The following is a 14,321-nucleotide window of genomic DNA, read 5'->3' on the forward strand; positions in this document are numbered from 1 at the left end:
TAAAAATAACTACCGGTTTTAAGAAATACTTCAGAACCTTCACATATTTTGTTCAAACTCTTCAAGAGAAGACACTTTAAGCGAAAGCTGGAACCACAGGTTAAGTTTTTCAATATCTGTTTCGGACATGATTTTCTCTTTTAACTCAGACGGAACTGAAAATTTGAATTCAAGCGCAGTAAGAAGAAATTCCTGTTTTCCTTCTGTATTTCCTTCCCGTTTTTCATTCCTCATCATTTCCTCTAACAGCATATATCTTTCCTCCATCCCACGATTCTGCTTGATCTTATCAATACTGTCCTGCAGATGTCTGACAAATGAATCTGTCGTTGAAATCCCTTCTGTTCGCCCGGTATTTTTTACATAATCCAGAAACTGCAGTAATTCTTCTGGAATATCCTCTCTGTTCCTTCCATGTGCATTGAGATAAATAGTTTTCACACCATCACTTACAGATTTTCCCGTTTCTTCACAGACCATACCTGTTGAATAACGATACAATCCATCACCGAATGGATCAAAATCACAGATAAAAATAACATAAGTATCCGGAAGATTCTCATAGGAATCACCCGCAAGTAATGCATCCATGTCTATCTGGTCATGATAATATCGACTTCTTTTCGGAAGAAATCTCTGTAAAGTAACCTGCATCTCCACATTGAAACGTGTTCTGTCAGCATCTGCAGCATAAACATCCAGACGAACCCCATGATATTCTGAATGATATGCCATGGTTTTCTCTGTCTGAATGTGTACTTCCGAAATCGGAATTCCCAATGCCAGTTCCAGCACTCTTCGACAGATTTCCGGATCAGACATCACTGCTGCAAACATAAACGCATCCCGTATTGTCAGATCTTTGAATTTTCTAGTTTCCATTCTTCTGTCCTTTCCGAAGCAGAAGAACTCTTCGGGCTTAGTATACCGCAGAAAGATAGGTTCAGCAAGAAGAACTTTTCGACAAAACTTTATAAAAATTGCACAACATTATCCCGCTAACTTCATAAATGCATCAAAATCATTACTTTCTTTTGCACATCGGAAGAGATACTGATACTTTTCTGTCTGGATAATGCTTCCAATTCGGTGGTAGCCTTTTTCAAAAGAACAGAATTCACCGGTCCCTGCCACACACATACAAGGTGCCATTGACATGAGCAGCCAATATCTTCGGATCCCCTGCGCAGAACGTATCTGGTAGCTGTCCAGTGCCAGTTTATTCTTACACTGGCGAAAAAATATATCGGCCACCGGCCAGCATAATAAGACAGTGTTTCGTCCACTGACAGTGAGACGTCTGTGCTGAGAAAGGCCTGTAGTGCTTTGGGATTTCCAAATGCTTTTTCCGGATAACATAAAAGAACTACGGCATTTTCAATACCATTGAGTTTTCCCTCATATCGATACACGTAGTATTTTTGCTTTTTCACGGTCACAAGGTGAACATTGGAACGTGTGATCGATAAAAGAGCAGCAAATTCATTAAGTTTCTTTTTGAATCCAACTGGAAGTTCTTTAGTCTTCAAAAGGTTTTGGACTAAATTTACTCTCGTAGTCAGGTCCAAGTGTATTGTGTGGATAAAATTAGACAAATCTGTCTGCATTTTATTCAGAGAAATCTCATGATCTGAAATGCTTTCTGCCCGAATCTATCTGCGCAGAGACTGATGAAACAGAAATGTCTGCAGAAGAAGTGCGAACACTACACTTGCAATGCACAGAACAAGCAGTGCCCTCCGCATTGTCCACCTTTTTTTCATTATTCCTTCCCCCTCATGTCAAGCGGATAAAAATCATCCGCTTTGTTATGCGGCTCTACATCGAATAACTGCTCCGCAGTTTATTCGGTTAGATACCTGATAATTCTGTAGCAATTCCTGTAAATTTCACATTCTGATAAACAGATACAAAATGCATTATCTACAAAAAATCACCATATATCCTTATCATAATTATACATTATCACAATTATAATACAGGAATTTTGCATTGAAAAGCAAAACAGGAAACTTCCATCAAAAAAACAGCAGTAAAGTGTATGTCAATCCAATCCACCTTACTGCTGCCTGTTTTTCCTGATAACATTTAACTCAATATTTGTCAAACAGATATTCACAATCCGCTTCGCTGGCTGCTCATAATTTTATGTTCAGTAACACCTTTTACGGCATATTTACTTTTCAATATGTACTGCACCTACTGCGCGGATATTCATTGGATATACGTTCTCTTTTCCGGCAAATTCAGAAATATAGGAAACATAGTTCTCTGTTTCTTCTTCCGGCACTACGCACATGATAACACCGGCAAATCCGCCTCCATGGATACGGCAGATACCTTTGCCCAGTTTCTCAAGGAAGAGATCTGTAAGAGCAAGCGCAACAGAAATCTTCTGCTCTGTATATGCTTTGATCGGATAGCAGTTCTGAAGTAATTCCCAGGAAGATTTTCCTGATTCACTGAGTAGCTTCAGTACAGTCTCACCATCTTTCTCTTCAACTGCTTTTGCAGCTCTCTCTACACGTTCGTTCTCTTTGAAGAAATGAATCGCTCTTAAGATTGCTCTGTCATTATCGATCTTATCCATATTTGCAAGCACTTTGTCAAGAGTTGTCTCACAGAGAAGCTCTGCTCCTGCTGCCTTGGCTGCTTCTTTCATTTCCATAGGGATCTCAGAGTATTCTTCACTTAAATCAGCATGACCTTTTCCTGTATTAACGATTACAAGATGATGATCATAATCATGGAAAGAGAAGTTTACTTTCTCATATTTTGGATTCTCTCTGTCTGAGAAGTCCAGAAGGATCGGTCCGCCAACTGCACATGCAAGCTGATCCATTAATCCGGAAGCCTTCAGCCAGTAAACATTCTCAGCATACTGTCCTGCTTTTGCATAGTTGATGTATGTCATTGCACCATCATTAAAGAAATAATTAATGATGGAACATACCAGCATTTCGAAAGATGCAGAAGAGCTTACACCTGCTGCGCGGATTACATTTGTGGTCACATAAGCATCAAAACCGGCTACTTTAAAACCGAATTTCTGAATAGCTTCCACCATACCTGCTACCAGAGATACGGTTCCCTGAGCCTTCGGTACGCTGGCAAGATCATTGATGTCTACGACAACTTCCTTATCATATCCTTCACTTGTGATACGGATAACACTGCTGTTGTTCGGGTAAGCTGCACCGATGGTATCCATGTCAATACTGCCTGCGATTACGCGACCGCCATTATGATCTGTATGGTTTCCGATGATCTCTGTTCTTCCCGGTGCTGTAAAAAATTCTGCTATATCATGATGGTAAATTTCTGCGAAATGATCAGCTACAGCCTGAAAACGTGCTGCTGATTTCTCTGCTTCGCCGTAAATACGTGTCAATTCATTTTTATTTGGAATATTCATTGTAAAAATCCTCCGTTCATTTTTCCGGTCTGACCGCTGATACATAGTTTTATGAGTACTATGTACTGACAATTTTCACGGTTTACAGTGGCAGTGCAGGTGTGAAAACCAGCGGCAGACGGGAATATGTGTATGAAAGTTTGGGAGCAGCCTTATCAGCTACACTCTTGAATTAAAGTATACCCTGCTGTGTCATAAAATTCCTTGATAATCTAAGGGGAAAATAGTAAAATCTTGCGTTTATATCTATATAAGTGTACAATATATTATATAAGTCATCAACAGCAATTCCGCATAACGGTCTTTCTCTGATGCAGCAGGTTGTCTGCAATATTTTCCGGAATTGCTATAAGATAGGATAATTAAAGATCATCATATATTCTCAATGGAGGACGCATATATAATGGCAGAGATCATAACCGACGGCTCACAGAAAGAACTGAAGAAACATGGCAGTGATGAATTTCCGCTGCTGGTAAGCTATGAGAAACTTTCCGGCTACAAATCCGGCTCCTTTCTCTGGCACTGGCATCCTGAGATAGAAATCACCCTTGTCCTGGATGGACAGATTCTCTATAAAGTAAACCAGTGTACCTACCACATGAAAGCAGGAGATATCCTTCTGGGAAATGCCAATGTACTCCACGCAGGCTTCATGGAAGATATGAAAGACGGCAAATATGTCTCCATCACTTTTCTGCCAAAGATTATCTATGGTTCCTACGGAAGTATCCTGCGCAGGAAATATGTGGAGCCATTTTTACACAATTTCTCCCTTCCTGCAGTCTACATTGACTATTCGCAGCCCTGGCATGAAATTTTTTCCGAATATGTGAGAGAAATCATAACTCTGTATGAAGAGAAAAAGGAATTTTACGAACTGGATATCACCGGAACTCTGCAAAAGCTGTGGCGCTGTATGCTGCAGAATCTTCCGGAGAACCTCCCCTATACGGAACACAGCAAACTGGAACGCAACCGTATGCGTGAAATCATGGATTATCTGGAACACAATTACATGAACAAAATCCAGATGAAAGATATCGCAGAGGAAATCCACCTCTGCGAGAGCGAATGCAGCCGGTTATTCAAGAGATACATGAACGTATCCCTGTTTACATTTCTGCAGGAATACCGGGTGGAACGGAGCCTTGAATTTCTCCTCAGCTCCGACGACAGCATCATGGAAGTCGCCCAGAAATCCGGCTTCACAGACTCCAACTACTATGCCAAGGTATTCTCCAGAGTAAAGGGCTGCAGCCCGCAGAAATACAGGAAGCAGAATATACGGAAAGATATGTGAGATTATATACAGGTTATATTACTCCACAGAAACAGTATTCTGCTCTAGGTATTTCTTCAATGAAGAGACATACAGATTCCCCACCTTACTGAGGATTGAATTCTTTCTGGTAATATAGCCAATCTCCATGTCGCTGTTCTGGTTCTGCTCATCCCCTTCGAAGGGAATTGCCAGATAGTCACTGCCATTCAGCTCCTCGCAGATGATTCCGGAACACAGGGTGTAGCCATTGAGTCCTACCATCAGATTCAGCATAGTCGCCCGGTCTGAAGCCTTAACTGTTCTGGAATATTCATTGGTAGACAGAATCTCCTCTGACAGATAAAAACTGCTCTTATCTCCCTGTTCGAAGGACAAGCAGGGGTATTTAGCCAGCTGGCTGTAGCTGATGGATTTCTCATTTGCCAGTGGATGATTTTTCCACAAATATACATATGCCTGACAGTCAATCAAATGATGAAACTCCAGATTCGCAGAGTGGAGAAGCTTTAGCAGTGCCTTTCTGTTGAAATCACTGAGATAAAGTACTCCCACCTCGCTTTTCATGGTGCTGACGTCACTGATCACATCTGCAGTCTTTGTCTCCCTGATGGCAAATTCATATTCCGACACATCAAACTTCTGCACCATATCCACGAATGCTTTCACTGCAAAAGAATAATGCTGGGTGGAAACGCCAAATTTCTTCTTATAGGAACCACCCTCACTGTATTTCTCAACCACACTTTCATACTGTCCGTATATCTGACGGGCATACATCAGAAATTCTGTCCCGTCATTGGTCAGTGTCACACCACGACCGCTACGGTTGAATATAATGATTCCAAGCTCCTTCTCAAGCTCCTTCACTGCATTGGTCAGAGAAGGCTGGGAAATATACAACGCCTCCGCAGCTTTATTTAATGAACCAGTTTCGGAAATTGTGATGATATAATTCATCTGTGTTAGTGTCATGTTGTCTCTCCCTTACATATCCTTAGATCTTTTAATCAACTTTTTTCAAAGTATTTTCTCTGGCTGTAATAATTTTACTATATCATCTGAAGTTTCTCAACATTGCAATTTCTGCAAACAAAAATCTCCTGTGCAGACATATCAAATCGATTTCCTATCTGCTTCAGAAGATTTTTTATAAAAAATAATTACAACAGTCTGAATACCTGCTCTGCAGTTGCAGCCATATTTGCTTTTGCAGTGTCCGGATCCATTGCTTCTTCCAGCGTGGAAATTCCGCGTACAATTGGAAAGAAAGCATCTATTCCTGCTTCATTGCAGGCAACTGCCTCCTTCGTAACACTTCCTGCAAATGCAATGATTTTTGCGCCATATTTCCTGCCAAGCTTCGCAACGCCCACCGGGGCTTTTCCCATGGCAGTCTGATGATCCAGACGACCTTCCCCTGTCACAACCACATCTGCATCCTTCATCTCATCCTCTATATGGACAGCATCCAGAATAAGCTGTATTCCCGGTGTCAGCTTTCCATCCAGATAATTCAGAAATGCAAATCCAAGTCCGCCTGCCGCACCTGCACCAGCTGCATTCTGGTTATCTTTACCAATCACTTTGGCAGTAACCTCTGCATAGTTTTTCATGCCTGCATCCAGAACCGGAAGGATATCGGGGGTAACTCCCTTCTGCGGTCCATAGATATATGTAGCTCCCTGAGAACCGCAGAGAGGATTGGTCACATCACAGGCAATCCTGAAATTACACTGGGAAAGAAGTTCCTTCTTGTCTGAAATTTCTACAGATGCAATCCTTGCAAGTGCCTGTCCACCTTCCCCTACATCTTCTCCCTTTTCATCCAGAAATTTATATCCAAAGGCTCTCAGCATTCCCACTCCACCGTCATTAGTGGCGCTTCCGCCAATACCGATAATGAAGTTGCGGATACCTCTGCCGATTGCATGAAAGATCAGTTCTCCCACTCCATAGGTGGTAGCGGTCATAGGCTCCTTCTTATCTGAAAGTGTGATACCTGCTGCTGTTGCCATTTCCATGACTGCGGTATTACTTTCCCTGAGATATCCATAATATGCCTGAACCGGCTCATGATAAGGACCTGTAACTGTCACATCCACACGTTCTCCCTTCAGACCTTCGATCAGCGCATCCGTAGTTCCCTCTCCACCGTCAGCCAGAGGTTTTACGATCACTTCTGCGTCCTTTTTTGCTGCAAGAATACCTGCTTTGACAGCCATTCCTGCTTCCATGGAAGTCATACTTCCCTTAAATGAATCAACTGCAACTACAACCTTCATAGCCAAAACCTCCAACTATTTCTATTATTTAAGACGGGTGATACATATTATGTTCTTTCTCCAGTTCTTTATAAAGCTGCATACAGTTCCAGTTCTGATTATGCTCCGTCAGAACCGCCTTGTAATCCACAGGTGTACCTGCTTTCCGCAAGGTATAGAGCACCTGGTCAAACAGATTCCCCGTGATTCCTGCAAGAATCAGCATTTCCTTCTCCATCTGCTCCTGAGGGATCAGCGCTGATGGAATCTGTACCTGAGAAATCTCTTTCACTCCTGCCAGATATCCGATTGGCTGACTATAGTCCTGAGTTTCTACAGTTTTTAAACGAATCTTAAAAGGCAGTAATGCCATCTTTAACTTGCGAAGCTTCTGCTGATCCTGAAAATTTATTAATAAAATAGTTGGTTTCATATAAACACTCCTTCTGATACAAGTAAGTCCCCACCTACTACTTATTGCTCTTTACAATTGAAGCAGGGTTTTCCTTGATTTGGTTAAATAATTACAACTATTATACCCTCTTCACCCGCACCTGACAATCATAATAGCCTGCATAGGACTTTTTATGTCACAGGAATATTATAAAATAATTTCCGGCAACGCAAAAAAACAGGCTTCGATATCTGTTTCATCGATGCCTGTTTTTCTGTGTTACAATTTGAAGCGGCATGGCTTTATCAATTACAAACTATTTCGCAGGATGTTCCTTGAGCATTTCGGAAACACTCCCACTCAAATAAGAAAACAGCGGGAAATATTGTAATTCACACATTATTGTGGTAAAGTATTGTCGTGTTATTTTTCCATATCAGGAAGCGAAAATAAAGAGGAGGGAACAAATGAAAAAATTCTATTCGTGGTATAAAAAACATATTACCGCAGCAATCTTTACCGGACTGATCCTGGGTATCATTACCGGTCTGTTTCTGGCAAACCGGTTCGAACCGGTTCTTACCGTCACAAGCCTTATCGGAAGCATTTACATGAATGCCCTGAACATGATGATCTTTCCACTGGTCTTCTGTTCCATTATCATGGGTATCTCCAGCATCGGTAATGCCCGCACAACCGGCAAGATCACAGCCGGTGCCATGATCTTTTTCCTGTGCACCACAGCACTTGCCAGCCTGGCAGGACTGATCATCCCGCGACTGATCCATCTCGGTGAGGGTGTTAAATTCGAGATGGCAACTTCCGACATCCAGGCAACTGAGATGACCAGCATTCTGGACACCATCAAAAACTTAGTCCCATCCAATCCGGTTGCAGCTTTCGCAAACGGAAATATGCTTCAGGTACTTGTATTCGCAGTCATCGTAGGCTTCACACTTATCGCCATCGGCGAAAAGGGTACTGCACTTCTGAAAGTCATCAATTCCTGTAACGAAGTCTGTCTGAAAGTCATCAGCACAGTTATGTACTTCACACCTATCGGTGTATTCTGTACTATCGTTCCTGTTGTAGAAGCCAACGGTACAGAAACCATCATTTCACTGGCAACTCAGCTGATCATCCTGTATGTGGCATTCTTCGGATTTGCCCTGGTCATTTACGGCGGCTCCGTGAAATTCATCGGCAAAGAAAGCCCTGTGAAATTCTTCAAAGCAATGCTTCCTGCAGCTCTGAACGCATTCGGAACCTGTTCCAGTTCAGCGACCATTCCGATCAGTAAACAGCGTATGGAAGACGAAATGGGCGTATCCAACAAGATCACAAGTATTGCCATTCCTCTTGGCGCTACTGTAAACATGGATGCCGTATCCATCCTAATGTCATTCATGATCATGTTCTTCGCCAATGCATGCGGAATTAACGTAAGAATTTCCATGATGATCATAATCCTTCTGGCAAACGTACTCCTGTCAGTAGGAACCCCGGGAATCCCGGGCGGTGCCATCGCATCCTTCGCAGCCCTCGCAACTATGGCAGGCCTGCCGGCAGGTGTTATGGGTGTTTATATCAGTATCAATACACTCTGCGATATGGGTGCTACCTGCGTTAACGTTATTGGCGATATGGCAGGCTGTGTAGTTCTGAAAGAGAAAATTAAGCTTGAGGATTAATACATAAGGAATACAAAAAAGTTGTTGTATCTTTTCATATTGGAAATGAAAAGTACAACAACTTTTTTATCACCCTTTAACAGCTCCGCTCATTAAACCATTCTCTATTTTTTCCTGGAAGAAAATATACGCAATAATTACCGGAATGGTTGTAAGACAAATTCCTGCCATGCTGGAACTATAATCTGTACTGTATTCTCCAAAAAATGCAAGAAGTCCCATAGAAATAGTACCTTTATCTTTATCAGAAATAAAAATAAGAGGAAACAACAGGTTATTCCATACCTGTATAAAATTAAAAATTGAAACACTTACAATTCCCGGAACTGACAGTGGCAAAATCATCTTAAAAAATACTTGATAAATATTTGCTCCATCAATTACCATCGCTTCTTCTAATTCTGTCGGAATTCCATTCATAAATCCAGTAAGAATCAAAATTGTCATTGGAAAACAAAACGCCGCATAAAGCAAAATCAATACCGGATAATTATTCATAATTCCAAGTTTTCCAAAAATATAAGACAACGGAATTAATACCGCCTGAATAGGAATCATCATTCCTGAAATAAACAGTAAATATATTTTTGATTTTCCGCGAAACTTAAATTTTGCCAGAACATACGATGCCATTGCTCCAAAAAGACCTGATATCGCAAGAGTTCCAACTGCAAGAATAATTGTATTCAAAAAATATCTTCCTATATTTCCCACATTCCATGCAGTTAAATAATTTTCTATCCGTAATTTCTTAGGTAAAGCAGTAAATGATGAAAATATTTCCAAATTTCCTTTAAAAGAACAGAAGATTGAAAATACCATCGGATAAATATTGATCAAAGCAACTATAATAAATATCAGAAATCCTATATAATACCCTGCGGAATGTTTTTTTGTTTTCATGATCTATCCCCCCTAATATTCTATGGATTCTTTCTGATTCATAAGTTTCAAACTAAAAATAGAAACAGCAGCACTTAATACAAAGATGACCGTAGCAATCGCACTTCCAGTTCCATAATGACCATATCTATAAGCTTCATTATACATTAAAAGTGCTGGTACAATAGTACAGTTACTGGTTCCTCCTGTAGGTGTCAGAATGTATACAGTATCAAAAATCTTTAATACTCCAGTGATTACCATGATCGTAGACATTTTTAATGGTTCCCAAAGCATTGGAATATAAAGATTCCAAATCTTTTTCCAGCCAGTTGCTCCATCTAATTCTCCTGCTTCCAAAACAGAATCCGGTATAGAAGTAAGACCAGCCAAACAAATGATCATATAATATCCTACACTGGTCCATGTACTGACAACAATCAGACATATCAAAGAAGTTTTAGGATTAACCAGCCACTGCTGAATATAATTTCCAAGTCCAATTTTAATAAGAAGACTATTCAGAATTCCCTTGTCAGTAGGAAAATAAATAAAATTCCATAACAATGCTACTGCTGTCACTGATAAAATCATAGGAATAAAAAATGCAGCTTTAAAAAATCTCTGTCCTTTTTTGAAATGATGGATCAGTAATCCAAGTCCAAATCCAATAGGAACCTGCAAAATAACACTTACAACAACGTAAATAAGAACATTCTGCAACGACTTAAGAAAAACTGCATTATGGAACAGATTACTATAATTCTTAAATCCTACAAATTTAAGCGGCACCGCCTGAAGCCCAGGCCAGTCATTAAATGAAAAATAGACAGACATAACTACAGGTATCAATTCAAAACAAAGATAGATCAATACTGCAGGTATCAAAAATACCGCAATAACTTTCTTATTTTTCCTTATTTTTTCCAAAATAACCCCTCCTCTTTTCTATTTTTGAGTAAACAAAAGGAAGGGTGCTCTCCCCCCTTCCTTTTGCTTTATCTGTCAGCTCTGTGGACGGTTTGCATCAATATCTGCCTGAATAGTCTGTGCTGTATTCTCAGCGGAATCAGACAGCATCATGTTCAAAATTCCATTTCTTGAAGTATCTACTAATGTAGAGCAGGTATCATAGTCAAAATATTCTCCTACAGAATCTGTAATAGTACCTGTATATTCAACCATATCTTTGAAAATCTGCGGTGCGTCTTCCGGTGCATCAATATCTTTATATGGAGCAACTCTCATCGCTGCATTCATACGTTCCTGAATAGACTCTTTAGATGTCATATATTTCACCAGTTTTAGAGTTGCCTCTTTTTCCTCATCACTCATAGTTCCTGAAAGCATCCATCCGGAAGTATATACTACATGTGTATCTTTATACTCTGGTTTATCTTCAAAGTATGGGAATGCAAAGAATGAAATATCATCCAAAATTTCTGATTCAGAATTAAACATTTCAGGAATGATAGGGCTGCTGTGAGAAATCATTGCTACTTCTCCGGTGAGGAACTGATTCATCTGAGTATTATAATCCATTCCTTCAAATCCCTCTGCAAAAGCACCTTTATCTTTTAAATCTTTTGTAATCTGCAGGCATTCTACTACATCATCATCCGTCCATTTTTTCTCGCCAGTACCCAATTTTATAATGCCATCTCTTCCGATTCTTTTAGCAAGAATATTATTAAAGATATGTCCCATAACCCAGGTATTCTTTCCGCCTACTCCAAACGGAGTAATTCCGGCAGCAACCAGCTTATCAATATCCTCATACAGTTCATCCATTGTTTCTGGAGTTTTCTCAATACCGGCTTTTTCAAATAAAGCCTTATTGTAGAAAATAGCATCCACATTCAGTTCATTTGGCAATGCATAGATTCCATCCACTCCATAAGCACTCAGATCATATGTATCTAATGCTCCATCCAGGAACGTGTTCTTCCATTCTTCATCTTCGTTAAGTGAATCTGTCAGATCCAACAGAACTCCATTCTGTGCCCATTCTTTCAGGCCGGCAATTGCCGGATAATAAAAGATATTTGGTGTTTCTCCTGTAGATAATGCAACTTTCAGTTTATTGTTATAAGCAGATTCCTCATAAACAGAATCGTTCTGAACTTCAATATCAGGATTTTCTTCCATAAATGCTGCAATCTGGTCTTCATAAACCTTTGCCATAGGTGTATCACCACTGTCACGGCTCATAAATGTAATCTTAACTTTATCTGCTGCAAATACCGGTGTAATAGATGATAATGCCATTGCTGCCGCTAATACAGCCCCTAAAACTTTTTTCCCTGTCTTCATATAAAAACCTCCTCTTTTCCTTACTAATTTTTGTAACAAACAGCAGTCATCTGATGTCCCTTAATCTCTTTTAGAGTAAATTCAAGTTTTTTTCCATCCTGTACAAATGGAACTTCCTGTTTATCGGGTATTGTATAAATTTTCTCTACTTCACGTTCTTCTGTCATAGTAATCTTAAGATTATATAAAGGAATAATATCATCAACAATCTCAAGATTTTTACATTTCTTCACCGGTACATAATGAAGTACATGTACAATTCTTCTGTTCTCTTGTTCCTGATCTAACACTGTAACTTGTGTTGTTGATGGTCCATTATGCTGAATCAGCGGATTCGGAAGCATTCTGTCTAATTCATTTCTCAGGATCTTTTTATACCATGCAGGTGCCCAGTTCTGATATGTTGTAAAAATCGGATGAATAAAATACGCTGTATTTTCTGTTTCCACAATACCAGGATATACTTCTTTTCTTCCTGATGGAGAATGAAGATGAGAACAAAAATGTTCATATGTACGATTAAATACCGGCGGGATTACTTTCTGGACAAACTGAGCCTCATCTGTCGCTTCTACAAGTGTTCCTTTGTCATACATTACATGTTCTGCATCTGCAAGACCCTTTGCCAGATGTTCTTTCGGCCATATAAAATCCGGACTATATGGTGCATCTCCAAGATATTTTACTGCCAGTTCTGAGATCATAAATTTCTGGTGATCTTTGTCAAGACCAGACTGATAACTTGCCAGTAATTTGCCTCCTGCATTTATATAAGCACTCAGTTTCCGGCCTAATATTTCATCTACAGGAATTACATCCGGTAAAATTAACAACCTGTATTTTCCAAAATCAGAAGTACTGTCAATAAAATCAAACTGATATCCATATTCCATCAGAAGTCTTGCCACACCTTCAGATGCACCTGGAATCTGTCCTGCTACGCCTGTAGCATAAAATTCTTCTGCTGTAAAAACACCAATTTCAGATACTGGTTTTGCATTCTCACACCAGGGTTCTTTTTCTTCTACAGATTTATAAACCCTTCCGATCTGCTGATACATATCCTTATTCAATTTTCCCCAGTAATCCATCTGGTCACCAATCGTACATTTGCATCCATGGGAAAGCATGGAAAATACTTCATATTCCATAGCTGCCTCATTACGAAATGCATGAAAATCGCCCCATTCTGTGTGGAATCTGCTTGTCAGTCCAAGACACTCTTTTCCAAAATTCCTCATATATTTAGCAGAAACAGGAAAATCAAGATATCCCCATTCTACTCCCGGAAGAGATTCAAAAGAAAAATACGAATAATCCTTTATCACTGGTTTATCGAGATATCCAACATGTCCTTTGTTATAGCAGACATGAAAATCTGGATTATATTTTTTTGCAAATGCGGTCAGATCTTCGACCATATCATAATAAGTCCACCTTGCAAATTCCTGACGGTCTTCCTTTTTTGCAGGATTCAGACCTTTTTCCCGCATAAGTTTCTGGCAGGATGGACAGCAGCATTCATTCATAAAAGCTGCATCATACCATACTCCATCTCCCGGAATCGTTTCCAGAACTTCTCCGAACTGCTTTTTCAGGAAATCACGATACGGTGTATTTACACAAAGGTTTTTATAAAAACCAGCCTCAAAATACCCCTTTCCCTTATAGTCCTGAAGTGCTCCGTTTTCATCAATACAGATCCATTCCGGATGCATATCTGCGATTCTCTTGTTCCAGCGAATGGTTGTATAAAGGTTTACCTGTATTCCTCGTTTTCTGCAGGCTTCAGCCTGTTCTCTCAACAAATCTCTGTGTGCCAGATGAGGATGGACCATTTCCGGAAACATTTTGGAATCATAATATAAATTTCCGTGATGTCCACAAGAAAACAAAGTAATAGAATTCACGTGCGCATCCGCAAGAGTCTGGGCAAACTCTTCCGCATCAAATTCTGAGCAGACCCCCTCAATGGCTTCACTGGTGTGAAAATCCAGATGAATTTGTCGAAATGGAATTTCCTTTTCAGCCATTTCCTTTTACCTCCTGTCTTTTGATGAGACAAGATTACCATTTTTGT

Annotated in this window: 12 protein-coding genes; 2 read left to right on the forward strand and 10 right to left on the reverse strand. The window is 40.0% G+C overall.

The features are described 5' to 3' along the window. Positions 1-39: 39 nt before the first annotated feature. From NQ550_RS19105 to NQ550_RS19115, 3 genes are all read right to left on the reverse strand, one after another. Positions 40-882: an Rpn family recombination-promoting nuclease/putative transposase gene (locus NQ550_RS19105; protein WP_025581047.1), complete on the reverse strand. Its 843-nt coding sequence runs from the start codon at positions 880-882 to the stop codon at positions 40-42. A 122-nt stretch (positions 883-1,004) separates the two neighbouring features. Continuing rightward, the gene (locus NQ550_RS19110) at positions 1,005-1,607 is read right to left on the reverse strand and encodes a hypothetical protein (protein ID WP_173702528.1); all 603 of its coding nucleotides are present in this window, start codon (positions 1,605-1,607) and stop codon (positions 1,005-1,007) included. Positions 1,608-2,176: 569 nt separating this feature from the next. After that, on the reverse strand, positions 2,177-3,415 hold the full coding sequence (locus NQ550_RS19115) for a galactokinase (RefSeq protein ID WP_025581048.1): 1,239 nt from the start codon (positions 3,413-3,415) through the stop codon (positions 2,177-2,179). Positions 3,416-3,818: 403 nt separating this feature from the next. On the opposite strand from NQ550_RS19115, the gene NQ550_RS19120 reads away from it, so the two are divergent. Beyond that, positions 3,819-4,718 (forward strand): AraC family transcriptional regulator, encoded by a 900-nt coding sequence (locus NQ550_RS19120; protein WP_022380973.1) that lies wholly within the window; start codon positions 3,819-3,821, stop codon positions 4,716-4,718. An 18-nt stretch (positions 4,719-4,736) separates the two neighbouring features. On the opposite strand, the gene NQ550_RS19125 is transcribed toward NQ550_RS19120, so the two are convergent. The 3 genes from NQ550_RS19125 to NQ550_RS19135 all read right to left on the reverse strand — a co-directional run bounded on the left by NQ550_RS19125 (position 4,737) and on the right by NQ550_RS19135 (position 7,394). After that, a complete protein-coding gene (locus NQ550_RS19125) occupies positions 4,737-5,672 on the reverse strand; it encodes a LysR family transcriptional regulator (protein WP_022380974.1) in 936 nt (311 codons plus the stop codon). A gap of 188 nt (positions 5,673-5,860) precedes the next feature. Beyond that, positions 5,861-6,982, reverse strand: coding sequence for a glycerate kinase family protein (locus NQ550_RS19130; protein WP_025581049.1), 1,122 nt, complete (start codon positions 6,980-6,982; stop codon positions 5,861-5,863). A 28-nt stretch (positions 6,983-7,010) separates the two neighbouring features. After that, positions 7,011-7,394 (reverse strand): DUF3783 domain-containing protein, encoded by a 384-nt coding sequence (locus NQ550_RS19135; protein WP_022380976.1) that lies wholly within the window; start codon positions 7,392-7,394, stop codon positions 7,011-7,013. A gap of 428 nt (positions 7,395-7,822) precedes the next feature. Here NQ550_RS19135 and NQ550_RS19140 point away from each other — a divergent pair, with 428 nt between their 5' ends. Continuing rightward, positions 7,823-9,046 carry a dicarboxylate/amino acid:cation symporter gene (locus NQ550_RS19140; protein ID WP_259838489.1) on the forward strand — a complete coding sequence of 408 codons (1,224 nt, stop codon included), beginning with the start codon at positions 7,823-7,825 and terminating at the stop codon, positions 9,044-9,046. Positions 9,047-9,115: 69 nt separating this feature from the next. Here NQ550_RS19140 and NQ550_RS19145 read toward each other — a convergent pair whose 3' ends face one another. The 4 genes from NQ550_RS19145 to NQ550_RS19160 all read right to left on the reverse strand — a co-directional run bounded on the left by NQ550_RS19145 (position 9,116) and on the right by NQ550_RS19160 (position 14,274). Further along, positions 9,116-9,949: a carbohydrate ABC transporter permease gene (locus NQ550_RS19145; RefSeq protein WP_019163152.1), complete on the reverse strand. Its 834-nt coding sequence runs from the start codon at positions 9,947-9,949 to the stop codon at positions 9,116-9,118. Between the two features lie 12 nt (positions 9,950-9,961). Then, a complete protein-coding gene (locus tag NQ550_RS19150; protein ID WP_019163153.1) occupies positions 9,962-10,858 on the reverse strand; it encodes a carbohydrate ABC transporter permease in 897 nt (298 codons plus the stop codon). Between the two features lie 75 nt (positions 10,859-10,933). Then, positions 10,934-12,241 carry an extracellular solute-binding protein gene (locus NQ550_RS19155; protein ID WP_025580915.1) on the reverse strand — a complete coding sequence of 436 codons (1,308 nt, stop codon included), beginning with the start codon at positions 12,239-12,241 and terminating at the stop codon, positions 10,934-10,936. 23 nt (positions 12,242-12,264) lie between these two features. Continuing rightward, positions 12,265-14,274, reverse strand: a complete 2,010-nt coding sequence (locus NQ550_RS19160) for an alpha-amylase family protein (protein WP_019163155.1) — start codon at positions 14,272-14,274, stop codon at positions 12,265-12,267. Positions 14,275-14,321 lie beyond the last annotated feature (47 nt).

The sequence above is a fragment of the Blautia wexlerae DSM 19850 genome (genome assembly GCF_025148125.1).
Classification (GTDB): domain Bacteria; phylum Bacillota; class Clostridia; order Lachnospirales; family Lachnospiraceae; genus Blautia_A; species Blautia_A wexlerae.

Excerpts from the sequence above, each read along its gene's own strand:
- NQ550_RS19105 (WP_025581047.1), bottom strand. The coding sequence starts at position 882 with ATGGAAACTAGAAAATTCAAAGATCTGACAATACGGGATGCGTTTATG.
- NQ550_RS19110 (WP_173702528.1), bottom strand. The coding sequence starts at position 1,607 with ATGCAGACAGATTTGTCTAATTTTATCCACACAATACACTTGGACCTG.
- NQ550_RS19115 (WP_025581048.1), bottom strand. The coding sequence starts at position 3,415 with ATGAATATTCCAAATAAAAATGAATTGACACGTATTTACGGCGAAGCA.
- NQ550_RS19120 (WP_022380973.1), top strand. The coding sequence starts at position 3,819 with ATGGCAGAGATCATAACCGACGGCTCACAGAAAGAACTGAAGAAACAT.
- NQ550_RS19125 (WP_022380974.1), bottom strand. The coding sequence starts at position 5,672 with ATGACACTAACACAGATGAATTATATCATCACAATTTCCGAAACTGGT.
- NQ550_RS19130 (WP_025581049.1), bottom strand. The coding sequence starts at position 6,982 with ATGAAGGTTGTAGTTGCAGTTGATTCATTTAAGGGAAGTATGACTTCC.
- NQ550_RS19135 (WP_022380976.1), bottom strand. The coding sequence starts at position 7,394 with ATGAAACCAACTATTTTATTAATAAATTTTCAGGATCAGCAGAAGCTT.
- NQ550_RS19140 (WP_259838489.1), top strand. The coding sequence starts at position 7,823 with ATGAAAAAATTCTATTCGTGGTATAAAAAACATATTACCGCAGCAATC.
- NQ550_RS19145 (WP_019163152.1), bottom strand. The coding sequence starts at position 9,949 with ATGAAAACAAAAAAACATTCCGCAGGGTATTATATAGGATTTCTGATA.
- NQ550_RS19155 (WP_025580915.1), bottom strand. The coding sequence starts at position 12,241 with ATGAAGACAGGGAAAAAAGTTTTAGGGGCTGTATTAGCGGCAGCAATG.
- NQ550_RS19160 (WP_019163155.1), bottom strand. The coding sequence starts at position 14,274 with ATGGCTGAAAAGGAAATTCCATTTCGACAAATTCATCTGGATTTTCAC.